The organism is Vibrio sp. 10N.222.55.A1, assembly GCF_041473835.1.
Taxonomy (GTDB): Bacteria; Pseudomonadota; Gammaproteobacteria; order Enterobacterales; family Vibrionaceae; genus Vibrio; species Vibrio crassostreae_C.
On the sequence record NZ_JBFRSX010000020.1, the window covers coordinates 53422 to 77223 of the forward strand.

The 23802-nt window shown below is 44.5% G+C and carries 22 protein-coding genes; 11 read left to right on the plus strand and 11 right to left on the minus strand.

Annotated elements, in window-relative coordinates; all coding sequences use genetic code 11:
* Positions 1–93: 93 nt before the first annotated feature.
* The 3 genes from AB4493_RS06170 to AB4493_RS06180 are packed head-to-tail and all read left to right on the plus strand — an operon-like array spanning position 94 to position 3048.
* A complete protein-coding gene (locus tag AB4493_RS06170) occupies positions 94–1113 on the plus strand; it encodes a glycosyltransferase (RefSeq protein WP_372154673.1) in 1020 nt (339 codons plus the stop codon).
* A complete protein-coding gene (locus tag AB4493_RS06175; RefSeq protein ID WP_017063527.1) occupies positions 1110–2597 on the plus strand; it encodes a glycosyltransferase family 39 protein in 1488 nt (495 codons plus the stop codon). Before AB4493_RS06170 ends, AB4493_RS06175 begins: the two co-directional genes overlap by 4 nt.
* Positions 2584–3048 (plus strand): GtrA family protein, encoded by a 465-nt coding sequence (locus AB4493_RS06180; RefSeq protein WP_017062031.1) that lies wholly within the window; start codon positions 2584–2586, stop codon positions 3046–3048. Before AB4493_RS06175 ends, AB4493_RS06180 begins: the two co-directional genes overlap by 14 nt.
* An 85-nt stretch (positions 3049–3133) precedes the next feature.
* Here the strand turns inward: AB4493_RS06180 and AB4493_RS06185 are convergent, their stop codons facing one another.
* Positions 3134–5431, minus strand: coding sequence for a YgiQ family radical SAM protein (locus tag AB4493_RS06185; protein ID WP_017067347.1), 2298 nt, complete (start codon positions 5429–5431; stop codon positions 3134–3136).
* A gap of 330 nt (positions 5432–5761) precedes the next feature.
* Between AB4493_RS06185 and AB4493_RS06190 the strand changes: the two genes are divergently transcribed.
* Complete coding sequence (locus AB4493_RS06190; RefSeq protein WP_017062029.1) at positions 5762–6442, plus strand: hypothetical protein; 681 nt, start codon at positions 5762–5764, stop codon at positions 6440–6442.
* Between the two features lie 132 nt (positions 6443–6574).
* On the plus strand, positions 6575–6775 hold the full coding sequence (locus AB4493_RS06195; protein WP_004736508.1) for a DUF4250 domain-containing protein: 201 nt from the start codon (positions 6575–6577) through the stop codon (positions 6773–6775).
* A gap of 139 nt (positions 6776–6914) precedes the next feature.
* Here the strand turns inward: AB4493_RS06195 and AB4493_RS06200 are convergent, their stop codons facing one another.
* Entirely contained in the window at positions 6915–7826 is a 912-nt protein-coding gene (locus AB4493_RS06200) for a LysR substrate-binding domain-containing protein (RefSeq protein ID WP_137001119.1), read from the minus strand.
* A gap of 281 nt (positions 7827–8107) precedes the next feature.
* On the opposite strand from AB4493_RS06200, the gene metE reads away from it, so the two are divergent.
* The gene (gene metE, locus AB4493_RS06205) at positions 8108–10471 is read left to right on the plus strand and encodes a 5-methyltetrahydropteroyltriglutamate--homocysteine S-methyltransferase (protein WP_372154674.1); all 2364 of its coding nucleotides are present in this window, start codon (positions 8108–8110) and stop codon (positions 10469–10471) included.
* A 92-nt stretch (positions 10472–10563) separates the two neighbouring features.
* Here metE and AB4493_RS06210 read toward each other — a convergent pair whose 3' ends face one another.
* The 6 genes from AB4493_RS06210 to AB4493_RS06235 form a co-directional block, all read right to left on the minus strand.
* Entirely contained in the window at positions 10564–10959 is a 396-nt protein-coding gene (locus AB4493_RS06210) for a GspS/AspS pilotin family protein (protein WP_017062026.1), read from the minus strand.
* A gap of 1 nt (position 10960) precedes the next feature.
* Positions 10961–11257 carry a YciI family protein gene (locus tag AB4493_RS06215; protein ID WP_004741234.1) on the minus strand — a complete coding sequence of 99 codons (297 nt, stop codon included), beginning with the start codon at positions 11255–11257 and terminating at the stop codon, positions 10961–10963.
* 474 nt (positions 11258–11731) lie between these two features.
* Positions 11732–12130 carry an acyl-CoA thioester hydrolase YciA gene (yciA, locus tag AB4493_RS06220; RefSeq protein WP_017061510.1) on the minus strand — a complete coding sequence of 133 codons (399 nt, stop codon included), beginning with the start codon at positions 12128–12130 and terminating at the stop codon, positions 11732–11734.
* Positions 12131–12318: 188 nt separating this feature from the next.
* Positions 12319–12885 carry a septation protein A gene (locus AB4493_RS06225; RefSeq protein ID WP_017061509.1) on the minus strand — a complete coding sequence of 189 codons (567 nt, stop codon included), beginning with the start codon at positions 12883–12885 and terminating at the stop codon, positions 12319–12321.
* A gap of 133 nt (positions 12886–13018) precedes the next feature.
* Complete coding sequence (locus tag AB4493_RS06230) at positions 13019–13267, minus strand: hypothetical protein (RefSeq protein ID WP_017069991.1); 249 nt, start codon at positions 13265–13267, stop codon at positions 13019–13021.
* Positions 13268–13552: 285 nt separating this feature from the next.
* Positions 13553–14440, minus strand: a complete 888-nt coding sequence (locus AB4493_RS06235) for a LysR substrate-binding domain-containing protein (RefSeq protein ID WP_017063534.1) — start codon at positions 14438–14440, stop codon at positions 13553–13555.
* 181 nt (positions 14441–14621) lie between these two features.
* Between AB4493_RS06235 and hisC the strand changes: the two genes are divergently transcribed.
* From hisC to AB4493_RS06260, 5 genes are all read left to right on the plus strand, one after another.
* Positions 14622–15764, plus strand: coding sequence for a histidinol-phosphate transaminase (gene hisC / locus AB4493_RS06240; protein ID WP_372154675.1), 1143 nt, complete (start codon positions 14622–14624; stop codon positions 15762–15764).
* 10 nt (positions 15765–15774) lie between these two features.
* Complete coding sequence (locus AB4493_RS06245) at positions 15775–16548, plus strand: ABC transporter substrate-binding protein (protein WP_372154676.1); 774 nt, start codon at positions 15775–15777, stop codon at positions 16546–16548.
* A gap of 590 nt (positions 16549–17138) precedes the next feature.
* Positions 17139–18098 (plus strand): TRAP transporter substrate-binding protein, encoded by a 960-nt coding sequence (locus AB4493_RS06250; RefSeq protein ID WP_372154677.1) that lies wholly within the window; start codon positions 17139–17141, stop codon positions 18096–18098.
* A 67-nt stretch (positions 18099–18165) separates the two neighbouring features.
* Positions 18166–18645 (plus strand): TRAP transporter small permease, encoded by a 480-nt coding sequence (locus AB4493_RS06255; protein WP_004736522.1) that lies wholly within the window; start codon positions 18166–18168, stop codon positions 18643–18645.
* Positions 18646–18666: 21 nt separating this feature from the next.
* Positions 18667–19974 carry a TRAP transporter large permease gene (locus AB4493_RS06260; RefSeq protein WP_010438025.1) on the plus strand — a complete coding sequence of 436 codons (1308 nt, stop codon included), beginning with the start codon at positions 18667–18669 and terminating at the stop codon, positions 19972–19974.
* A gap of 100 nt (positions 19975–20074) precedes the next feature.
* On the opposite strand, the gene AB4493_RS06265 is transcribed toward AB4493_RS06260, so the two are convergent.
* The 3 genes from AB4493_RS06265 to trpB all read right to left on the minus strand — a co-directional run bounded on the left by AB4493_RS06265 (position 20075) and on the right by trpB (position 23701).
* Entirely contained in the window at positions 20075–21394 is a 1320-nt protein-coding gene (locus AB4493_RS06265; protein ID WP_372154678.1) for a dicarboxylate/amino acid:cation symporter, read from the minus strand.
* Between the two features lie 310 nt (positions 21395–21704).
* Positions 21705–22511, minus strand: coding sequence for a tryptophan synthase subunit alpha (trpA, locus tag AB4493_RS06270; RefSeq protein WP_017070760.1), 807 nt, complete (start codon positions 22509–22511; stop codon positions 21705–21707).
* Positions 22511–23701: a tryptophan synthase subunit beta gene (gene trpB / locus AB4493_RS06275; protein ID WP_017063541.1), complete on the minus strand. Its 1191-nt coding sequence runs from the start codon at positions 23699–23701 to the stop codon at positions 22511–22513. Before trpB ends, trpA begins: the two co-directional genes overlap by 1 nt.
* Positions 23702–23802 lie beyond the last annotated feature (101 nt).

Sequence of the window (23802 nt, forward strand, 5' to 3'; positions counted from 1 at the left end):
TATCCTGAGTGAGCGTGAAAAATATGTCAATAACATAACTTTCACTTATGGGAGGGTAGATTGGCTTCAGATTAAAAAATAGAAGAACGTATTATGTCTGAACTTCATATTAGCCGCCCTAAGATATCTACATCGCAGATCAATCCTGCGGTCTCTTTGTCTATCATTGTGCCTTTTTACGATGAACAAGAGGTATTGGAAGAGTTCCACTCTCGCCTTACCAAGGTGCTTGATAGCTTACCGATCACGAGTGAGATTGTTTATGTCGACGATGGCAGCAAAGACAACAGCTTGGACTTGGTGAGTTCATTCACTTCAATCAACAGCTCAATCTCGGTGATTGGTTTAAGCCGTAACTTTGGTAAAGAGTCAGCGATGAGTGCTGGCCTCGAACACTGCCGAGGACAAGCTGTGATCTTGCTCGATGCCGATCTGCAAGATCCGCCCGAGCTGATTCCTCAAATGATTGCCAAATGGCGCGAAGGTTATGACGTCGTCAATATGCAGCGTAGCCAACGTGACGGTGAAACGTGGTTTAAGAAGTTTTCAGCCGCAAGCTTTTACAAAGTCATGAACGTGGCGGCGAAGATCGATGTTCCAGAAAATGTGGGTGATTTCCGATTGTTAAGCCGAGAGGTTGTCGACCATATCAACCAACTGCCTGAACGTAACCGTTACATGAAAGGCATCTTTTCATGGCCAGGTTTTAGACAAGCAACGATTCAGTTTAAGCGCGATGCTCGCTTCTGTGGCGAGACGAAATGGAACTACCTGAAACTCATCGGATTGGCGATGGATGGCATCACATCATTTTCTATCCGCCCACTGCGTATTGCGACGGCCGTTGGTGGATTAGTGGCGCTTACCGCTTTTGTGTATGGCGTCTTCATCGTGTTCAAAACCATGATGTTTGGTGAGCCTATTACTGGCTACCCATCCATGATGGTGGTTCAACTTGCCCTTGGCGGCATTCAACTTCTGAGTATTGGTTTAATGGGGGAATACATAGGTCGTATTTTCATTGAAACCAAGAATCGTCCTTTGTATCTGATTCAATCGGTGGTCGATACCCCAGCATTAAAAACACATTTTAAATTAGAGGAGTCAGCATGAGCCTGAACCGAACGCACCTATGGTATTTGTTGGCTTTTGCATTGGTTCTAAGGCTCTTATCTCTGGCGACATACCCTTTAATGGATACTACGGAAGCGCGCTATGGAGAAATGGCTCGCTTGATGGTAGAAACCGGCAATTGGTTAACCCCTCAATTTGATTACGGCATCCCTTTCTGGGGTAAGCCTCCGATGTTTACCTGGATGAGCGCGATTGGCATTGAGCTGTTTGGTTTGAGTGAGTTTGCTGTGCGTGCGCCACACTGGTTAGCAGGTTTTGCGACGATTTTGTTGGTTGCGTACATGGCTAAGCGCACCGGACAAAGTGCCTTGGTGGCGGCCGTGGTATTGGCGACATGTGGGATTTTCTCTATCGCGGCGGGTGCTGTTATGACTGACATGGCATTAACGTTAGCGATGACCATAGCCATGTTAGGTTTCTACCTATGTTGGTTAGGAGGAGAGGGTTCGAAGGGAGAAGGGAGCGCGAAGACTAATCGGTCTTGGGGCTATGTCGGTTTCATTGGCTTAGCACTAGGCTTGCTGGCAAAAGGGCCGGTAGCGATTGTGATTATGGGTATCGCCGTTTTCCCTTGGTTAGTATTGCAACATGGATTTTTTGGCGCTTTTAAAGTGTTATGGCAACGCTTTCCACTGTTGTCAGGCTTAGGCGTGATGCTAGCGATTGCTTTGCCGTGGTACATCATGGCTGAAATGGCAACACCGGGTTTTATTGATTACTTTATTGTTGGCGAGCACTTTAAGCGTTTTGTTGTGAGTGGTTGGGAGGGCGATTTATACGGTTCTGCCCATGACCAAGCAAGAGGCATGATTTGGATTTTCTGGATTCAAGCGGCTGCGCCGTGGTCGATTGTGTTGCCTATTTTGACTTTCGCCCGTCGTAAGAAAATCGCAGAAGTTAACGCTGAACATAGTGGGTTGTTTTCATTCCTTGTGTGTTGGTTGGTCTCTCCTCTAATTCTTTTCACTATGGCGGGTAATATTCTTCCAGCTTACGTCCTACCGGGTATTCCAGCCCTTGGCTTGCTGGTGGCAACGCTTGTGGTAGAAAAAGATAAGAAGTGGTTCTCGAGTGTGGCTTTGGTGCTACCTGTGCTGTTAATGATTGCGATGGTCTACCTCAACCTAGGCAAAGCGAACGAGAAAAGTGACCGTATTATCTTCGAGCAGATCACGGATGAAGCGCCGAGCTTTTACATCGGTAAACGACCGTTCTCTGGGCAATTTTACAGTCATGGACAAGCGAAAAAGCTACTTGATGTTAAACAGTTAGATGGTATCGACAAGTTCTATCTGATTGGTAAAAGAGCGGAAGTGGAAACCAAGATTAAAGACAATGCGTTGACCTGTATTTTAGAGCCGACGGTGAAGATCAAGCGCGCTCTATTTAGTTGTCATAGCCAAAACATCAAACCAAATCTATCGTTGAGCCATATTCGAAGTGATGGCGATGTTCAATTTTAACTCGTCATCGAGACTGTTTAGCCACAAGTTCGACGTGCTAAACCAAAAACTACAACCTCATCATAAGATGATTAAATTCGCTATGGTGGGGTCGGGTGGCTTTGTTGTCGATTGTGCCGTGTTTGCGTTGCTGCATTACGTTATTGGGCTGCCGTTAATGAGTGCTCGAATTGGCTCTTTCATCGTTGCAGCAACGACAACCTGGTTTGGAAATCGAGTGTTGACCTTTGAATTCAAAGGGCAGGGGAATTGGTCCGAAAAGCTGATTCAATGGCAAAAGTTCATGTTCTCTGCATCAATATCGGCGATACCTAATTTGCTGTGCTTTAAGTTGATGACTGAATTGCTGCCTGCATTTACTGGGGCAGTGTTTATCGCAATGGCGGTTGGCATCTTGGTGGGCATGGTCAGTAACTATTTGCTTAGTCAGTATTGGGTGTTTGCTCGTTAGGCTATCTTGTAACAGACACAAAAAAGCGCAGCTAAATAGCTGCGCTTTGTGTTTTTACGATAGCGAAGTCAATCGGTTCGCGATATTAGCGTTGTGCTGCGCGCTGGCGGTTCTTGCCGTTACTTGCAGGTTTGCCACCTTGACCATTGCCCGCTTTGTTACGGTTTGGTTTGCCATTTCCGCCGCCATTACCTTGTGATTGCTGACCACCAGGACCTTTCTTAATGAAGCCAGTCGCTGGTTTACGAGCATTGCCATTACCGCCACCTTGGTTAGCATTACCTTGGCTACCGTTGCCGTTACCATTCGGCTTCTTGCCACCCGGTTTCTTACCAGAGTGGTTACGTGGGCTTTCGCCACCAAGACCTGGCTGAGATTTACTGTGCTTAGTCGCAAAGCGTTGTGAACCGTGACGACCAGACTTACGACGTTGTGCCGGTGTTTGTGCATCAAAGTCTTCTGCTGGTACTAGGCAGTTTGCTTTGTCACCAATTAGGTGCTGTTTACCCATGCTGATCAGTGCTTCACGGATGATTTTCCAGTTTTCAGGATCGTGGTAACGAAGCAGTGCTTTATGCAGACGACGTTGACGATCACCTTTCGGCACAGGAACATCTTCACGCTTCTTATATTTCACGCGTTTCAGAGGGTTAGTCTCTGAGTAGTACATCGACGTTGCATTACACATTGGCGATGGGTAGAAGTTCTGTACTTGGTCACACTCGTAGTTGTGCTTTTTCAGCCACATTGCTAGGTTAAGCATGTCTTCATCTTCTGTGCCCGGGTGAGCAGAGATAAAGTAAGGAATTAAGTACTGTTTCTTACCGGCTTCAGCGCTGTACTTCTCGAACATCTCTTTGAAACGATCGTAAGTGCCCATGCCCGGCTTCATCATCAGATCCAGTGGGCCTTTTTCAGTATGCTCTGGAGCAATCTTCAAGTAACCACCAACGTGGTGAGTCACAAGCTCACGAACGTATTCTGGAGATTCAATCGCTAAGTCGTAACGTACACCAGAAGCGATCATGATCTTCTTAACACCCGGTACTTTTCTCGCAGAGCGGTACAGGTCGATAGTGTGTTGATGGTCTGTGTTTAGCTTTTCACAGATTTTCGGGAACACACATGATGGACGACGACAGTTAATTTCAGCTTTTGGATCTGAACAACCTAAACGGTACATGTTCGCCGTTGGGCCGCCCAAGTCAGAAATAGTACCTGTGAAGCCCGGTACTTTATCTTTAATGTCTTCGATCTCATCCAAGATAGATTCTTTCGAACGGTTCTGAATGATGCGACCTTCGTGCTCTGTGATTGAACAGAAAGAACAACCACCAAAACAACCACGCATGATGTTAACCGAGGTTTTGATCATGTCGTATGCTGGGATTTTCGCTTTGCCGTACATCGGGTGCGGAACACGCTTGTACGCAAGGCCAAACACGTAGTCCATCTCTTCTGTGGTCAATGGAATAGGCGCTTGGTTAATCCAAAGCTCGCGATCACCGTGACGTTGAATCAGAGCACGACCTGAGTACGGGTTTGTCTCAAGGTGCAGAATACGACTAGCGTGAGCGTAAAGAATACGGTCATTGTTTAGCTTTTCGTAACCTGGGATACGAACCGCTGTAGTTTTTGCATCGTGACGAGAAGGGCGAATAGTAATAGGTTGCGCTTTTACTTCTTCTTTTTCGTCTTTCTTGGTATCACACTGAGTTTCAACTTCGTACGGGTTAACCGGAACATACGCTTTGTTCGGCTTTTCGATACGAGAAGAGTCAATGATCTTGAAGCCTTCAGGGGCCGCAGGAAGATTGATAGCAGTACCGCGGATATTGGTCAGCGTAGACATGTCTTCACCATCGGCAATGCGGTGTGCTACTTCAACCAGTGCACGCTCAGCGTTACCAAAAAGAAGAATGTCAGCTTTTGCATCAAACAATACAGAGCGGCGAACTTTATCTGACCAGTAGTCGTAGTGAGCTACACGACGTAAGCTCGCTTCAATACCACCAAGCACGATTGGCGTGCCTTTGTAAGCTTCACGACAACGTTGAGAATAAACCAGAGTTGCACGATCAGGACGCTTGCCACCTTCATTGTTCGGAGTATAAGCATCATCGTGACGTAATTTGCGATCAGAGGTGTAGCGGTTGATCATGGAGTCCATGTTACCCGCTGTGATGCCGAAGAATAGGTTAGGTTTACCTAGCTTCATGAAGGCATCTTTATTGTCCCACTTTGGTTGAGCAATAATGCCCACGCGGAAACCTTGAGCTTCAAGCAGACGGCCGATGATAGCCATACCAAAGCTCGGGTGATCGACATAAGCGTCACCAGTTACAATAATAATGTCACAGCTATCCCATCCAAGAGCATCCATCTCCTTTCTACTGGTAGGCAAAAAGGGTGCAGTTCCGTAGCACTCGGCCCAGTATTTTTTGTGTTCGTGAATAGGAGTGATATCGCTGTACATATTTCAACCTCTGATTTTTGAGGCGGGAATTATAGCGGCATGAGCCTAGACTAGCCAGTAGAACATGCCCCTGTTAGTTCTGGTGTCTTTCGTCTTTTTACGGTAAATGGCGACAAAAGAACCATACAACAGCATAGTTGAAGCCTTGAATAACGTCGCTAATTTGTGATTTTGATTAGTGTTCGCAGCAGTTTTTGATATTATTCGCGAAAATAAGTCTGAAGAAGTAGATCCACAATGGTCGAAACGTTATTAGTACAATTTGCTCCGATGCTTTTAGGAGCCCAACTGATCTTAACCCTCATCTTGGTGAAAGGGGATATTTGTCCGGGGCAGCGTGGTCGTATCCACAAGATGTTACCTGCGATTGGCGTGCTGTGGCTTGCCGTTGCCTCAGTAAAAATTGAAGCCTTTCTGGTCGTGTTTGCGATCTTTTATTTCTATTCTCAAGTTCAAACTAAGAAGACACGCGATTCTGGCCCTATTTGGGTGATGTACTTAGCTTGTGGTTTGGCATTGTCTTACGTTGCTATCCAAGCGACGGAACAAGCAACTACCGTTGGTATCATCACTACTGTATTGCTAGTGGCACTGTTAGGCTCAGCGTTTGGCCATTTACTGCTGACGATTGCAAGAACACGCTTACAGGCATTTCACCGTGTTCTGCCTGTTGTTGGTGTTTTGACGGGCATGTTGGTGGTTTTGGCAACAGTCGTGAGTGTCTATTCTTTGTCTGAAGCTCAACTAGAACCAGTGATTTCAACGCTACTGTTCAGCTTTGCTTTGCTAATCTCAGCTATCGTGGTGTGGTGTTGGCATCTACTGTTCGTTAAAACCCCGGAAAAACTTCAACTGACGGTTTCGTTACTGATGTTATTGGCTGCGGCTGTGGGTTTAACGCCAGTGTGGGCACTTTAATCGCGCACTTTCATTAATTACGTGCGCTCATTAATCACGCATTCTCTTTAAGAAGTGTGATCAGTTTTTTAGCATGGCCTTGGTAAGCGTTCTAAACTTAATTTTAGTCGGTGTGTTCGTAAGGAGTACGAGATGGATTTAAGCAACGTCAAAGGTTTCGATAGCATTATCTTGCTGGGAATCGTGAATGAGAAACTTCGCCTAGAGTGCGATAGCTTTGAAGAGCTGATCAGTATGTATGAAATGGATATAGAAAGTGTCGTGGGCAAGCTCGATATGCTTGGCTATCAATACGACCCATTGACTAACCAGTTTAAGTCTTATCCAAGATAGTCTATTTTCGCGAATCAACAGATATCGAAAATCATCGATACTGAAACTAAAAAGTCACAGATTATCTGTGACTTTTTTTGTTTCTGGCGTTTGCCTTTCCGATTTAATACAGGCTTAAGCTAGCTCAATGATGAACCTCTTAAACGACCTCAATACCATCTAAGTGACTCTTACTCTGCTGTCTTGCTGTGCTAAAGAAAGCCTGTAGGTAACGTTTGTCTTTTTCTGAGTTTCTTACTGCGGCAAACAGTCTTCTTGAAAGCCCTTTACCTAACGGTTTGCTGGCTATCAAACCTTGTCTTGAGAACTCACTGATCGCCCAATTTGGTAATGCCGCGACACCTAATCCTGCCGATACCATTTGCACCAACATCAAGGTATTGTCTGCTTGCTTCCACTTCTTAGGTTCTACACCTGCAGGTTGTAAAAAGTGCTTCACCACATCCAAACGCTGTTTTTGAACTGGATAGGAGAGCATCGTGAGATCGCTAAGATCTTGCGGGTCAATGCTCGCTTGATCTGCCAAAGGCGAGTTGATCGCAGTGATGAGACGCATCTCAAAATCAAAGAGTGGTTCGTAGTGAACCTCAGAGCGAGGCTGTATATCAGAGGTGATCACCAAATCTAGCTCGCCTGCCATTAGCGCGGGTAGCGGCTCAAACCCAAAGCCTGACGAGAAATCTAGCGTTACGCTTGGCCAAGCCACTTGATATTCCTTCAAAGCAGGCATTAACCATTGGAAGCATGAGTGACATTCAATCGCCATGTGCAAACGACCATTCACATCCTCTTTCAGGCTCGCGAGTTCGTTCTCCGCTTTAGCTATTCTTGGCTGTATCTCATCGGCAAGCCTAAGCAAAATCTCACCTTCAGAGGTGAACTTAACTGGTCTAGTTTTACGTAGGAAAAGCTGACCACCGATACGCGCCTCAAGGTCTTTCAGTTGGTGAGAAAGCGCCGACTGCGTCAAATGAAGAGAGGTTGCAGTGGCAGTTAGTGAGCCGCTGTCTCTTAAGGTGGTCAATGTTCGAAGGTGTTTAAGCTCTATCATGAGTATTCCTCATATTCCCTAAGCCAATTCAATATTTCTTAATAATCACCCTACGGGGTTTTTTATCATTTGTAAACGTCTAGATGTCTAGATGGTTTTGAGTTCCTCATCTTTGGTTTATTCAAGATGAATATTTTTAATAAACAAGATGAATATTTGGACGTTGTTCATTATTCAGATTGGGTGGATAGTTTAGCCATCCAGACGCCTTTTTGATAAAGCGTAATCTTCAATAGGTGGTCTGAAAAGATACTAACAATTATTGAATAAGGAACAGGCTCATGACTACGACAACGCATATTCTTGGCTACCCACGCATTGGTGAAAAACGCGAACTGAAATTCACACTAGAGAAGTACTGGCGCGGCGAGATTGGCCAGTCAGAGCTTAAGCAGCTCGGCAGCGAACTGAGAAATCGTAACTGGAATGTACAAGCCGACGCGAATCTAAGCTTTGCAACTGCGGGTGACTTCGCATGGTACGACCATGTGTTAACAACGACTTTGCTTTTGGGTCATGTGCCAAAGCGTCACGCTGGTGGCTCTGAAGAAGAGAAAGCCTTCCCAGACTTAGATACCTTGTTCCGTGTTGGTCGCGGGCAATCACAAACTCAAATACAATCTCAAAAGCAGCCAACTTGTTGTGGCGCTAAGCACGGCTCTGAAAGCGCTAAAGATGGTGCAGCAGCATCAGATATGACGAAGTGGTTCAACACTAACTATCACTACATTGTTCCAGAGTTCAGTAAAGATGATTCGTTTGAGGTGAGCTGGCCACAATTGTTTGATGAAGTGAATGAAGCCGTTCAAGCAGGGCATAAAGTGAAGCCTGTCCTCCTTGGTCCACTGTCTTACTTGTACTTAGGGAAAGAGGTAGAAGAGGGCTTCGACCGCTTAACCTTGTTGCCGCGCTTGCTGACTGCCTACCAAGCTATTTTGACGAAGCTTGCCAAGTTGGGGGTTGAGTGGGTTCAAATTGATGAGCCAATTCTTGCCCTCGAGCTTGAAAAACAATGGGCTGATTCATTTAAATTGGCATACCAAGTTATTCAAGGGGAAGTGAAACTGCTATTAACCACGTACTTCGATTCGGTGACAGATACCTTAGACAAAATCGTCAAACTACCGGTTAACGGGCTGCATATCGATCTAGCTGCAGCGCCACAGCAGCTTGATGAAGTCGTTAGTCAATTACCGGCGGAGTGGGTGTTGTCTGCTGGTGTGATCAACGGACGCAATGTTTGGCGAGCTGACTTAGCCGCGCAGCTTGAGTTGCTGCAACCTGTGAAAGACAAGCTAGGCGATAAACTATGGGTCGCAAGTTCATGTTCATTGCTGCATAGCCCGGTTGACCTTGAGTTAGAAGAGACGCTTAGTGAAGAAGTGAAGAGTTGGTTTGCCTTTGCAAAACAGAAAGTGACAGAGGTGAGCTTATTGGGTGCGGCGTTAGACGGCGACCAAAATGCCATTTTAGCGTGTGAGACTTACAGCCAACCGATTGTTGCACGCAAGAGCGCAACTCATGTGAACAAGCCGCAAGTTCAAGCTCGTATTAACACGATTACTAAAGCGCTAGCAGAGCGCACTGCTCCATACGCAGAACGTGCCGCGCACCAGTCTGAGGTGTTGGGTTTACCGTTACTGCCAACTACAACCATTGGTTCGTTCCCACAGACAGGCGAGATCCGTGTTCAACGTAGCGCTTACCGCACTGGCAAACTGAGTAAAGCGGAATATAACACTGCATTGAAAGGCCATATTGCGGATGCCGTTAAACGTCAAGAAGCACTGGATTTGGATGTGCTTGTTCATGGCGAAGCTGAACGTAACGACATGGTGGAGTACTTTGCAGAAAACCTAGCAGGCTTCCAAACCACTAAGTTTGGTTGGGTACAAAGCTACGGTTCTCGCTGCGTGAAACCAGCGATTGTGGTCGCGGATATTGAACGAGAAAAACCAATGACGGTGGAATGGTCGACCTATGCCCAATCTCTGACTTCGAAGCAGATGAAAGGAATGTTGACAGGCCCAGTCACTATCTTATGTTGGACATTCCCACGTGAAGACATCTCACGTAAAGAGATCACTAATCAACTGGCGTTTGCTCTACGTGATGAAGTGTCTGATTTGCAAGACGCCGGCATCAACATTATCCAAATCGATGAACCAGCCATTCGTGAAGGTTTGCCACTGAAAAAGCGTGACCACGCAGAATACCTAGAGTGGGCGGTCGATGCCTTTAAGATTTCAGCGGCAATTGCGAAACCTGAAACTCAGATCCATACCCATATGTGTTACAGCGAGTTCAACGAGATCATTGATTCAGTAGCCGCGCTAGATGCCGATGTGATTACCATTGAGACTTCTCGCTCGAACATGGAACTGCTGAAAGCATTTGAAGAGTTCAACTACCCGAATGCGATTGGACCTGGCGTTTACGACATTCACTCACCAAACATCCCTTCAGAAGAGTGGATTGTTGATTTACTTAAGAAAGCGGCAGAGAAAATTCCAGCAGAACGTTTGTGGGCAAACCCTGATTGCGGGCTGAAGACACGTAACTGGGCAGAGACAGAAGCGGCGCTGACTAACTTAGTTTCGGCAACTAAAGCACTGCGTAAAGAGTGGGAATCAACCGAGGCATAATTCAGCTTAGGATTTTGATTGCTTCATAAAACAAAGGCCTCGCATTTGCGAGGCCTTCTGGTTTTATACTTGTTCGAATCTCGAGCTAGAATCTAGCTGCTGCTCTGACACGTCTCTTTGCTGATCAACTTCTCAACCATCAGTTGTCCGCGAGTGTTGCGAATCTTGATGTTGTAAGCCAAGCCCATATCAAGGTTTGCTCTCACTTCAGAGTTGGTGCAGTAGCTATTCACACTCATGTCTACAACTTGGTTTAAAGGCTTAGCACCTTTTGCATCTTGGTTGTAGATCATCATGATTTCGATAACCGTGTTTTTTGCTAGCACGCGCATGACCGACAGTGGGCCATACTCAATCGGCAGGCCTGCAGATAAAACGCCAGCTCGGTGCTGCGCCATCATCTCTAGCTGTCTTTGTTCGTCTTGCTCACTTGAAGCACAGCCTGCAAGCAGAGCTAAAGCCAGTGAGCCAATAATCCATTTTTTCACGTTAAAATACTTTCTTGAATGGTTTTACAATCACATTTTGGTAAACGCCAGCATCAATGTACGGGTCAGCGTCTGCCCATGCTTGTGCATCTTCCAAAGAGTTAAATTCAGCAATCACAGTTGAACCTGTAAAGCCTGCTTCGCCAGGGTTATCTGAATCAATCGCTGGCATTGGACCTGCTGTTAACAGTCGGCCTTCATCGTGAAGTGTTTGTAGGCGTTCTAGATGTTGTGGGCGAACACTTAGGCGTTTTTCTAATGAATTTTCGACGTCTTGAGAAAAAATCACGTACCACATATTGAGATATCCTTATTTTACTTCACTAAATTTGGGGCGTTTAAATTCGCTATCTTGCTAATTTACGCGAACTAATTGGTATTGGAAGGGCTAATGATAAGAAATTGTGAATTGGTGCGAGAGAGTTGTATGGTCGTTAGGGCGTGTTGACCTTTCGTGGTTAAATTTTGTTCGGGTGGGGACGCCTAGTCAAAAGCGTTTTAATCGCGGCGAGGGGGAAGTAGCCTAGTCATTCTATGCAAATCTCCCTCAACAAAGAGTAAAACGCTTTTAGCTGAACCCTTCGGGCAGCGTTTGCTGGTCATTTCTACTACGTTATCGGCTTCTTATGGAGGCTAGCTACACATCAAAGCCTCTGCCTTGTATAAATACCCAGCAATTCGCTGCAAAAGTCAGCTCGAAAGGTCAATACGCCCTAGTAATTTCATTTATAAAAACTAAAGACCATCGGTGCCACACGCTTAATAAAAGGTGTTATTTGTTGATTGGGCGAGGCTTACCACTTTCATCAACCGCAACGTAGTTGAATGTCGCGCCACAAACCTTGTAGCGGTCGCCGATACCGTGATCAAGTACAGGCTTAACCCAGACTTCTAGGTCGATATTCATCGAGCTGCGACCAATCTTAGTGCAGTCACCATAAACACACACAACATCACCCACTGAAACCGGCTGTTTGAACTCGATACTCGATACTGAAACCGTGACTATCTTGCCGTTAGATATCTCTTTTGCCAGTATGCCGCCAGCAAGGTCAAGCTGTGACATTATCCAACCACCGAAAATCTGGCCTGCTGCATTTGTATCAGAAGGCATCGCTAATGTGCGAAGAAGTAAAGAACCAATCGGGTTCAAAGTTGATTGAATAGTCATTGTCGTACTCTTAATGGTATTGATTGTTTTATATAAAAATAGATGTGTTTACGAGACTCGTGGTGGTCTAATTTTTAACGTCTTCACCGAACACAAATAATCAGCGGCCAATGATCACGAGTATCATTGGCCAATCGCATATTGATAATAATTGTATCAAATAGGGTATGAGGACTCATCCCTAAGGGCTATTTCTCGTCGGTATTTTTATCCGTTAACTCTTTCTGCTGGTCTTTTGGTAGATGCTTATAGATATAAACACCAGTGAGCAAGGTGAAGAGCAAGGTCGCGATGAGTAGACCAAACACTTTGAAGTTGACCCAAACATCCAACGGTAGGCTGAAAGCAACGTAAACGTTGAGAACGGCACATAGGGTAAAGAACAGCGTCCATGCCCAGTTGATCTTGCCCCATACCGAATCAGGCAGTGTGATCTCTTTGCCTAACATACCTTTAATCGCTGATTTGCCCATGATGTGACTGACCGTCAGGCCAATCGCAAACAGTGCGTAAACGATGGTGACTTTCCATTTAATGAAGTTGTCGTCGTGCAAGAAGATGGTCATGCCACCAAATACGGCAACCATTAGAAAGGTGATGACCTGCATTTTTTCGACTTTCTTGTAGATGAAATAAGTCAAAATAATTTGAACTGCAGAGGCAACGATCAAAGCGCCGGTCGCGGTATAGATGTCGTACATCTTATAAAGCGCAAAGAAAATAATGAGAGGAATGAAATCAAGAATTTGTTTCATGAGACACTGACTATCCAGTTAGTTGAGTTGCTGACAGTCTAACGAAAACTGTCTCGATGCTAAATAGCTCGAGACAATTGGGTGCCAATTAATTCAATCTAACCACTCATCGTGTTTAAAGAGTTGAAGCAGGTTATCGCATTGACGAGGTTTGATAGCGAGGTATCAGCTTTTTGATATCTTCAAGGTAACCTTCGCTCTTTAAGCTGTCTAAGGTGTTTTCGAGCTCTTGCTCACTCATGGCAAAACATGTCGATTTACCGGTCGTTAAGTCGAGATACTCGTGATATTCACGCTCTGTGAAGTGGCCAATTCTGTCCATTAATAGGGTTTTAATTCCATGGTGAATCAAGCCGTAATACGTATGTCTTTGTAAGGTCATAGCCTATCCTCCGTGACAAGCTGCAGTGAAACTGGTGCAACCTGCTGTATATTGGTTGGGTTATCTATGACAAAGCAACTCGAATGCCATTTTCTCCAACGGAACAGAATAAATTCCCGGCTAAATAGAATTGAACTTCTTTTCAAATAGTTAAAGGAAGGTACGTTCTATTCTCTGACAATCAATACGAAACAGACATCAAATAGTTTCATTTTGAGAACGGAAAAATTCTCATTATGACGCTCTCCTGCCGCTTATAAAGAGGCCTACCAACAATGATTGCCGCTAATCGACGAGCCAATCAACAAGCGTAGATAAGGATGTATTTTGTCGATTCTTGGGTTGCAGCAAGAAGTAACCATTTCCAGAGAAAACACTGCCTTCACTCACTTTTACCAATCTACCTAAATCAATATCTTGCTTGGCCAGTGTGATGTCGCCTATGGCAATGCCAAACCCTTGAATGGCGGCGTTCATAGCTTGATCGAGTGTTGCGAATTGTTGGTTGTTCTTGCTTGAAAGGTCGTGGCTGCCTATGTGCTCTAACCAAAGTCGCCAATCACTTTGCTCATTGTTGGCGTGTAGCCAAGTGTATTGGGCAAGCTTGTGTGGCTTGATGATGGTCGATGCGTCGTCGACAAGATGGCTCTGTGTAATGCTTTGTGCTTGGCAAACGGGCGCTAGCTGCTCGTTAAACAATAATTGGCTGATAATCGATTGTTGGTTTGGCTTCTTACCATAGGTAATTACGGCGTCAAACGGATCAAAGCTTGGTTCGAAGACGTGCTTGATGGTCGACGTCAGTTCGACATCAATTTCAGGATAGGCTTGCTGAAAAGACATCAACTTAGGTAGTAGCCAAGAGGTAATACAGCTCGGTGCGTTGAGTTTGATCTTAGACGGAGAGCTAGCCACTTGATTTAGAGCCGATTGCAGCTGATGAATCGTTCCTTGTATCAGGGGAACCAGTTCTTCTCCTTTCGGCGTTAAAGACAATCCGCGAGCATGGCGATAGAAGAGATCACAGCCAAGGCTTTCTTCAAACGACAATACCTGACGACTCACTGCACCTTGCGTAACATTGAGCTCATGTGCCGCGCGTGTAAAGTTGAGGTGCCTTGCCGTAGACAAAAACGCGAGCAAGGTTTTGGTTGAAGGAAGTGTGCGATTCATATCTTTACCTATGACTTTTTATCATGGCTATTATGTGATTATTTCGATTCATTTATCAATAGTGTTCTGTTTGAATGTAAATACTTAATCATCATTTGTGATTCAATATGTGTATAAGTCACATTTTTTGAATATGAAGGCAATGATGAAGACATTGTGATTTTGTGAAAGGGATAGCTTCTTGACATCTTTTATTGATAGCTTAGTGCCTCAGGCTGTAAAAAAATTAATACCTTATCAATCGGCAAGAAGAATTGGTGGTGATGGACGTGTCTGGCTAAACGCCAATGAATTGGAACGCTCGCTGTTTCAAGGAGAAGCAAGTCACAACCGATACCCAGACTTCTTACCACAAGATATTGCTAAGGCTTATCAAGATTACTGTAGTACCGATGCCGCGACTGTGGCTGTTCGTGGTGCAGATGAAGCGATTGATTTGCTGATCAGAACATTCTGTAAACCGGCGTGCGACAACATACTTATCTGCTCTCCAACGTATGCGATGTATGAGTTTTGCGCTGATGCATTAGCGATTAATACCTTGGACTCTCCATTGCAGGAAGACTTTAGCCTGAACGTCGCTGATATTGTGAATAAGGCAAAACTGGCGAATATCGTGTTTCTTTGCTCACCAAACAATCCAACGGGCAATGTGATTCCTAAATCGGATTTGATTCAGGTACTGGAAGGCACGACTGGAAAATCTCTAGTGGTCGTCGATGAAGCGTATATCGAATTTGAACCACAAACGTCAGCCGTTAGCCTTATTGAGCGTTATCCGAACTTGGTTGTGATTCGCACCTTGTCTAAGGCATTTGGACTGGCTGCGGTTCGTTGTGGTTTTATCTTAGCGAGTCAAAATGTGATGCAGTATGTCGCGAAGCTGATTCCACCGTATCCGATGCCAGATTGCTCATCTCAAATCGTGCTAGACGCTTTGTCCGATGAACGAGTCTCAGTGATGCAAGACGCGACGCAAAAGCTGGTTGAACTACGTAACTGGTTTGCTTGTGAGCTAACGCGGTTTGATTTCATCGAGTCTGTTTACCCTTCATCGACAAACTTCATTTTGCTGCGTCAAAAAGCAGGGCACCAAGTGTTCAGTGTCTTGGCGAAGGACGGCATTGTGACAAGGAACCAAAACCATGAACCGGCTTTGCGTAACTGTGTTCGAATCAGTATTGGTAGCCAAGAGAGCATGCTAGAAGTGATAACGTCACTAACACGTTACCAAACCGAATTAGAACAGAGTCAACAAGGCAAACAAATTCAACAAGCTCAACATAAAGAAATTCAATCTCAACTCGATAAAGATCATATCTAGGATGGCAATGATGAAAAAGTTAATACTAGGACTCGCTTGTGCGGCCGCTTTACTTGGTACAACGGTACAGGCGAAAGAAATCCGTTTGGCGTCGGACTTTACGTATCCGCCATTCAACTATAAAAACAGTGACGGTGTACCTGTCGGGTTTGATATTGAGATAGCTGATGCCTTGTGTGAGCAAGCTAAACTCGATTGTACTTGGGTTTCACAAAGCTGGGACTCGCTAATTCCAAGTTTGTTGGCAAGAAAGTCAGATGTGATCATGGCTTCAATGCGTATTACCGAAGAGCGTAAGCGCAAGATTTTATTTACTGATAAGTACTACCAAACACCAGCCGTATTTGTTGCTGCCAAAAGCGCAGAATTCAGCGTTGATGAGGCAGGCTTAGCGGGCAAAACCATCGGTGTTCAGCAAGGTACGATTCACGATCGCTACGTAACCGACAAGTTTGGCAGTGTTGCCAACATTAAGCGTTACACAGGGCAAGACGAAGTGTATCTGGATCTGCAAAACGGTCGCTTAGATCTAACCTTCGGCAACTCGGATCAACTGTCATTAGCTTTCTTAGATAAAAAAGAAGGTGAGGGCTTTGAATTTAAAGGTAAAGCAGTAACCGACAAAGCCTACATTGGCGAGGGTACGGCGTTAGCACTAAGAAAGCAGGATTCAAAACTGGCGAAACAATTCAATGCCGCGATTGAAGAGATCAGAGCGAACGGTACTTACGACAAGATCGCCGCTAAGTACTTTACGTTTGATATCTATGGCGCTGATTTGTAATTCGTCTAACGCCTAAAAATTAGAACACCAAAAACAAAAATCCGAGGGCTGTGAAGCTCTCGGATTTTTGTTACAAATAATTCGTCTTAGTAAGATTCCCACCGTTGTCTTTATCCCTGCTTATCCACTCTTGTTCCATACGCTCAGCCTAAAACCTTACCTCGACCACCTCAGAAATCGCCGTTCACGATTCGCTTTTTCAATCGATGAGACCTTCTTTGTCCGTGCTTAATTACTGATTTTAAGATCTTAAAATAACACAAATTTGCGCGTGATTTTTGCTAATAGACTGTTCTAAAAGCAGTTGAAAGCGCTCGGAATTCCCCAAAAATCCGAAGTTAGACTGCTTAATGGTCTAATTGGTGCCAAATATGATTGGTATCACAATCAATTCAGCTCTCTGGCAAATAGATGAACCTTAGCTCACAAAATATACACATAGTATTGTAATACAAAATATATGAAGGTAAGAATATTGTAATGAAACGTTACTGCTATGAGCGATGTGCAATTGAACGTTAGATTTCAAACTTAGCTATAGCGTTGCATATAAAACTGTACCTCTTACAAAATGGATTCTGGAGAAGAACATGAAAAAACACCTACTGACGATTGCAGCGGCTTCAATTCTGATGGCATTTGGCGCTCAAGCAAAAACTTTGACGTTAGGGCATGCAATGTCATTAGAAAGCGCAGCTCACCAAGGCATGGTGATCATGGCTGATAAAGTGAAAGAAAAATCGAATGGTGAACTTACGATTAAGATCTTTCCAAACGGTCAATTAGGCTCTGAACGTGACCAAGCGGAGCAAGTTGTTACTGGCGCGATTGATATGGCCAAAATCAATGGTGGATTAGCCGAATCTTTTGAACCAACGTTTAAGGTTAATGCACTGCCTTTCTTATTCCGTGACGTTCCACATATGAGAACGTTCATGCGAAGTGAAGCTGCACAAGAGATGTTGGTTTCAAGTGAAGGTAAAGGCTTCATCGGTCTTACATTCTATGACTCAGGCACACGTAGCTTCTACGCTAAGAAAGCCATCAACTCACCAGCTGATCTAGCTGGCATGAAAGTTCGAGTTCCTGGCTCTCCAACGATGATGGAAATGGTCAACCTACTTGGTGGTAAAGCAACGCCTGTACCTTTCAATGAGGTATACACGGCATTGCAACAAGGTGTAATTGACGGTGCTGAAAATAATATTTCTAGCTTAGTTGAAATGAAACACAGCGAAGTTGCCAAATTTTACTCTATGGACCAGCACATGATGACACCTGACGTGATCATCATTTCAGAATACAAATGGGGTTCATTAACGGCAGAAGAGCAAAAAATCTTAAAAGAAGCTGCTGCTGAGTCTCTTGAAGAGCAGATCAAAATCTGGGACGCAACAGATGACATGAACAAAGAGAAAGGAATGAAAGCAGGCGTAACGTTTGTTGATGTTGATAAAGCCCCGTTCCGTGCCGCTGTTAAACCTATGATTGATGAAGCCAAAAAAGACCCTAAATTAGCTTCATTCATTGAAAAAATTGAAGTTCTGTAATCAGTCTTAGTGAAAATATAATTTTGCCTTGGCTTTGCTAAGGCAAAATTTTTTGAGGTATCACACCATGTTAGCAACTTTCAGAAACCTACTTGATAGGTTGATTCTTTTTGTCTCTTCTTTTGCATTAATGTTACTTGTCGTTACTGTCACTTGGCAGGTTTTTAGTCGCTATGTTTTGAATGACCCAAGTAACTGGACTGATGAACTTGCTCGTTATGCGATGGTATGGCTTGGCTTATTAGGAGCAAGCTACTTATTCGGTATCAAAGGACACTTAGCAATAACGTTATTGGATGGTTATCTTAAGGGTAAAGCACATATCGCATTACATGTACTCATCAATATCATTTCTGGCGCATTTGTATTTCTAGCAATGCTTCAAGGTGGCATCGCCCTAATGGGAAGAACCACACAACAACTCTCTCCAGCACTGCAATTACCGATGTCGACGGTTTATTCAATATTGCCGATTTCAGCCGTTATTATCCTCATCTATTTGGTCATGAATACGTTTGATCTTTTTTGTGAACCCAACAAAAAGTAAGTTATAAAAGGACTCTATATTATGGATTTGTCCATTGGTGTTTGGCTGCTAGGCCTATTCTTATTCATGATCGCGATAAGCATGCCGATTGCGATTGCAATTGCCATGTCATCTTTAACCATCATGTATTTCATTTTGCCGTTTGAAGTCGCCAGTATTACTGCGGGTCAAAAAATTATTACCGGTATTGATAGTTTCAGTTTATTAGCAATCCCTTTCTTTATCCTCGCTGGCAATATAATGAATGTGGGTGGTATCGCTAGTCGGCTTATCAACCTTGCAAAGCTCTTGGTTGGTTGGATCCCTGGCTCACTTTTTCACGTTAACATCTTTGCAAATATGATGTTTGGCGCTGTTTCAGGATCAGCCGTTGCAGCAGCAGCTGCAGTAGGTAAAACCTTAGGCCCTGAATTAGAAAAAGATGGTTATGATAAAAACTTAGCAACAGCAGTAAACGTTGCATCTTGCCCGGCAGGCTTACTAATACCGCCGAGTAATTCATTGATCGTATTTTCAGTGGTATCGGGTGGAACATCCGTAGCGGCGTTGTTTATCGCAGGTTATGTCCCAGGTATTTTAATGGGTTTAAGTTGTATGGTCGTAGCCTATTTCATCGCTAAAAAGAAAGGCTACAAAACAAGTGCGAATGACGGCTTTACAACGAAAGATGTGCTGAATATTGTTTGGCAAGCAACACCAAGCTTAGGGCTTATTGTTGTTGTTATTGGCGGTATTATTGGTGGGATTTTCACTGCAACAGAAGGGGCATGTATAGCGGTTCTATACTCTTTTATACTGTCACTCTGTTACCGAACCCTCAAATGGGCACACTTCCCGATAATTTGTAGAGAAACGGTTCAGGTTACTGGCATTATGCTGTTCTTGATTGGTGCTTCAACCATCATGTCATGGGCAATGGCGTTTACCGGTCTACCAACCATGATCAGCGATTGGATGCTCTCTATTTCAGATAATCCGATTATCATCTTTATTCTGATGAATCTGATCCTACTGATTGTGGGTATGTTTATGGATCTTACGCCTGCCGTATTGATCTTTACCCCTATTTTTATGCCGATTGCTGAGCATTTAGGCATGCATCCAATTCACTTTGCGATGATGATTATTTTCAACTTATGTATTGGCATTGCAACGCCACCCGTTGGTACGGCGCTATTTGTAGGTTGTAGTGTCAGTGGCTCCAAGATTGAGAATGTTATAAGAAGTATCATGCCGTTTTGTGCCGTATTGATCGTCACACTGTTGGCCATTACTTTTATTCCTGAAATTAGTTTGGCTCTGCCTCGTGCGTTTGGATTAATCAATTAGCCTTACAAGGGTAAGATTTACCGAATCAATATCGATCATTACCTAATAAAAAACCGCCTCATGAAGGCGGTTTATTTATCAATCAAACTGAAGCTTAATATTACGCTTGCTGTTTTTGTAGCTCAGCTTCTTTCGCTTCGTCTTCGATTAGAGAATCAACGATGACTGCACATGCTGCATCACCAGTGATGTTCAGAGCAGTACGGATCATGTCGAAGATACGATCTAGAGCGAACAACAGAGGTAGACCTTCAATAGGGATACCAGCCGCTAGAAGAACCGCAACTACTAGGAAAGAAGGACCTGGAACACCTGCTTGACCAACTGCACCTAGAGTCGACGTTACGATGATAGCAATGTAAGCGCCCATAGACAGGTCGATGTTGAACAGCTGTGCGAAGAAGATAGCAACTAGGCCGTAGTAAATTGCGTTACCAGACATGTTGATCGTCGCACCAAGTGGCAGAACGAATGAAGCCGTAGAGTTACGAACACCAAGTTCTTTCTCTACCGTTTCCATTGTTACTGGCAGTGTCGCCATTGAAGAGGCTGTTGATAGTGCAACCGCTTGAGGTTTCTTCATTGCCACTAGGAACTTCTTAGCTGAAGTCTTAGTGAAGATTTGAATCATCAGTGGGTATGCCACAAAGCCGAAGATAAGAATCGCAGCAATGTAGACAATGAACAGCTTGAACACGACCATAAGTGCGCCAAAGCCGAATGTACCGACGGCTTCTGCCATTAGGCCGAATACGCCAAGTGGTGCAATGATCATAACCTTGTTGATCATCCAAACCATAGCGTCAACAATCGCGTTTACGCCATTGATGATTGGGTCACGTTTTTCTTTCGCTTGTTTAGAAATCGCAATACCGAAGAATAAGCAGAAAACGAGAATTTGCAGAATGTTAGCTTCGTTCAGTGATTGGAAAACGTTGGTCGGGATCATGCCCGTGATGGTTGCCCAGAACGTTGGAAGTTCGCCTTTCGCAGCGTATTCAGAAGAGAACATACCTTCAACGCCAGAAACATCGATACCACGACCCGGTTCGAATACTTCACCCATTACAAGCGCTAGTGCTACAGCAAGTGCAGACGTTAGTGCAAAGTAACCCAGTGTAACCACACCAACTTTACCTGCTGATGAGCTATTACCTAGACCTGCAGCACCTGACATTAGGGCGACTGCGACTAGAGGAATAACCAGCATCTTGATTAAATTGATGAAGATTGCGCCCAGTGGAGCGAACATTGTTGCGCTGTCACCCATCATTGCACCGACAGCGGTACCGATGATCATTGCAATAACGACTTGAACGCCGATGTTGCTTAGTAAACTCTTTTCTTTTAACACTTCCATAACCTCTGTGCTACTAAATATAAAAATCCCAGAACTACTCACCAATGTACGATGTACCATTGGATTAATATTTCGCGAGAAGTTTTACACGTATCTTTTACATTTATCAATATGAGCAGAGATGAAAGAACACCAAAAAGCAGTAATCAAATGTCATTTGATGATTTTTCACACTAAAGCAAACGTTTGCTTTTTGATTTGTCATTATTTTTATAAATGGTGGTGATGTTTTGGTGGGGTATTATAGGTGTGCTACAGGTTTGTATGAGGTGTTGTTTTTATCAGAAATTTAACAATTGAGAGGGTTTGGACGTGTTCTCGGAGAAAAACTCCCACAGCGCTAATTATCGCACTAGTGGGAGCCTATTTATTATTTTTGCGTTGCCGCTTTCATTGGCGTAACAAACTCAGCAAGTGCTTTAAGCATTGCTTCTGGTTGTTCAACGTTGTTTTCAATGATTTTCACAACCGCAGAGCCAGAGATAGCACCAGCAGCGCCAGCTTCGATGGCTTCTTTTACTTGCTCAGGAGCAGAGATACCGAAACCAAGCAGTGCTGGTGGCGCATCAAACTTGTTCAAACGGTCAAGTAGGGCTGTCACAGGCATGTTTGCTTTGGTTTCTGCACCCGTTACGCCAGCACGAGAAAGTAGGTAAGTGTAACCACCACCTAGCTCAGAAACCGATTGAAGCGTCTCATCACTTGCTGTTGGTGGAGCAATAAATATTGGGTGAATACCAAACTTCTTAGCTGCAGCAACAAACTCGCCACTCTCGTTGGTTGGTACATCAGCAATCAATACTGAATCGATACCTGCATTCGCACAACGCTCGTAGAAGTTCTCGATACCACGTGCGTACACCAAGTTTGCGTACATCAGTAGGCCGATTGGCAGATCTGGGTATTTAGCACGAATTTGACCAATAAGATCAAAACACACATCTGGCGTTACTTTTGAATCTAACGCACGAATGTTTGCACCTTGGATTGTCGGGCCATCTGCAAGCGGATCTGAGAATGGAATACCAAGTTCAAGTGCATCAGCACCCGCTTCAACGAGTGTTTCCATGATCTTAAGAGACTGCTGAGGGTTAGGATCGCCAACCGTTACGAATGGTACAAATGCGCCCTGATTCTTTTCAGCTAAGCGAGTGAAGAGTGATTGATAGCGATCCATTATAATGCTCCTTTCTCTTTAAGAATGTCGTGTACAGAGAAGATGTCTTTATCACCACGACCAGATAGATTAACCACTAATAGCTGTTCTTTCTCTGGGTCATCGTGAGCCATTTTAACAGCATGAGCCAAAGCATGAGATGACTCTAGCGCTGCGATAATACCTTCTTTACGTGCAATCAATTGGAACGCTTCTAGCGCTTCGTCGTCGGTCACGTTGTCGTATTCAGCACGGCCAATAGCATTTAGGTGCGCGTGTTGAGGACCAACTGATGGGAAGTCTAGACCCGCAGATACAGAGTAAGACTCTTCTACTTGGCCGTTCTCATCTTGCATCAGTGGCGCTTTCATGCCGAAGAAGATACCGGTTTTACCGTGCTTAAGCGGCGCGCCGTGTTGGTCGGTATCAATACCTTTACCAGCCGGCTCTACACCGATTAGGCGAACAGTTTCTTCTTCAATGAAATCCGCAAACATACCGATAGCGTTCGAACCACCGCCGACACAAGCGATAACCGCATCAGGAAGGCGACCTTCACGAGCTAGAATTTGGTTCTTCGTTTCTTCACCAATCATGCGTTGGAAATCACGAACAATCGTTGGGAATGGGTGAGGACCCGCTGCAGTACCCAATAGGTAATGCGCGTCTTCATAAGTTGCAGACCAGTCACGTAGTGCTTCGTTACACGCATCTTTTAGCGTTGAAGAGCCAGAATGAACAGGGATAACCTCTGCGCCCATTAGCTTCATACGGAACACGTTCGGGCTTTGACGTTCAACGTCTTTTGCACCCATGTAAACACGACACTTAAGACCTAGTAGAGCACACGCTAGAGCCGTTGCCACACCGTGTTGGCCTGCGCCAGTTTCAGCGATGATTTCCTGCTTACCCATACGTTTTGCTAGCAATGCTTGACCAAGAACTTGGTTTGTCTTGTGAGCACCGCCGTGAAGTAGATCTTCACGCTTTAGGTACAGTTTTGTTTTTGTACCTTTTGTTAGGTTGCGTGCTAGCGTTAGTGCCGTTGGACGACCAGCGTACTCTTGAAGAAGCGTCATGAATTCGCTGCGGAACTCAGGATCGGCTTGTGCATCGATAAATGCTTGTTCAAGTTGGTCTAGTGCTGGCACTAGGATCTGCGGTACGTATTGACCACCGTATTCACCAAAGTAGGCATCGAGTTTAGCCATTGTGTTATTCCTTCAATTCTACTGATGTGTATTCACACCAAGTCATTTAATCTTGTTTGAGCTTCGCAAAAGGCAAAGCTCACAAATATGTTTTTAGTTTC

Bases quoted from the DNA above. Each gene is read 5' to 3' on its own strand.
- AB4493_RS06170 (WP_372154673.1), top strand. From the start codon at position 94: ATGTCTGAACTTCATATTAGCCGCCCTAAGATATCTACATCGCAGATC.
- AB4493_RS06175 (WP_017063527.1), top strand. From the start codon at position 1,110: ATGAGCCTGAACCGAACGCACCTATGGTATTTGTTGGCTTTTGCATTG.
- AB4493_RS06180 (WP_017062031.1), top strand. From the start codon at position 2,584: ATGTTCAATTTTAACTCGTCATCGAGACTGTTTAGCCACAAGTTCGAC.
- AB4493_RS06185 (WP_017067347.1), bottom strand. From the start codon at position 5,431: ATGGATGCTCTTGGATGGGATAGCTGTGACATTATTATTGTAACTGGT.
- AB4493_RS06190 (WP_017062029.1), top strand. From the start codon at position 5,762: ATGGTCGAAACGTTATTAGTACAATTTGCTCCGATGCTTTTAGGAGCC.
- AB4493_RS06195 (WP_004736508.1), top strand. From the start codon at position 6,575: ATGGATTTAAGCAACGTCAAAGGTTTCGATAGCATTATCTTGCTGGGA.
- AB4493_RS06200 (WP_137001119.1), bottom strand. From the start codon at position 7,826: ATGATAGAGCTTAAACACCTTCGAACATTGACCACCTTAAGAGACAGC.
- metE (WP_372154674.1), top strand. From the start codon at position 8,108: ATGACTACGACAACGCATATTCTTGGCTACCCACGCATTGGTGAAAAA.
- AB4493_RS06215 (WP_004741234.1), bottom strand. From the start codon at position 11,257: ATGTGGTACGTGATTTTTTCTCAAGACGTCGAAAATTCATTAGAAAAA.
- yciA (WP_017061510.1), bottom strand. From the start codon at position 12,130: ATGACTATTCAATCAACTTTGAACCCGATTGGTTCTTTACTTCTTCGC.
- AB4493_RS06225 (WP_017061509.1), bottom strand. From the start codon at position 12,885: ATGAAACAAATTCTTGATTTCATTCCTCTCATTATTTTCTTTGCGCTT.
- AB4493_RS06230 (WP_017069991.1), bottom strand. From the start codon at position 13,267: ATGACCTTACAAAGACATACGTATTACGGCTTGATTCACCATGGAATT.
- AB4493_RS06235 (WP_017063534.1), bottom strand. From the start codon at position 14,440: ATGAATCGCACACTTCCTTCAACCAAAACCTTGCTCGCGTTTTTGTCT.
- AB4493_RS06245 (WP_372154676.1), top strand. From the start codon at position 15,775: ATGAAAAAGTTAATACTAGGACTCGCTTGTGCGGCCGCTTTACTTGGT.
- AB4493_RS06250 (WP_372154677.1), top strand. From the start codon at position 17,139: ATGAAAAAACACCTACTGACGATTGCAGCGGCTTCAATTCTGATGGCA.
- AB4493_RS06255 (WP_004736522.1), top strand. From the start codon at position 18,166: ATGTTAGCAACTTTCAGAAACCTACTTGATAGGTTGATTCTTTTTGTC.
- AB4493_RS06260 (WP_010438025.1), top strand. From the start codon at position 18,667: ATGGATTTGTCCATTGGTGTTTGGCTGCTAGGCCTATTCTTATTCATG.
- AB4493_RS06265 (WP_372154678.1), bottom strand. From the start codon at position 21,394: ATGGTACATCGTACATTGGTGAGTAGTTCTGGGATTTTTATATTTAGT.
- trpA (WP_017070760.1), bottom strand. From the start codon at position 22,511: ATGGATCGCTATCAATCACTCTTCACTCGCTTAGCTGAAAAGAATCAG.
- trpB (WP_017063541.1), bottom strand. From the start codon at position 23,701: ATGGCTAAACTCGATGCCTACTTTGGTGAATACGGTGGTCAATACGTA.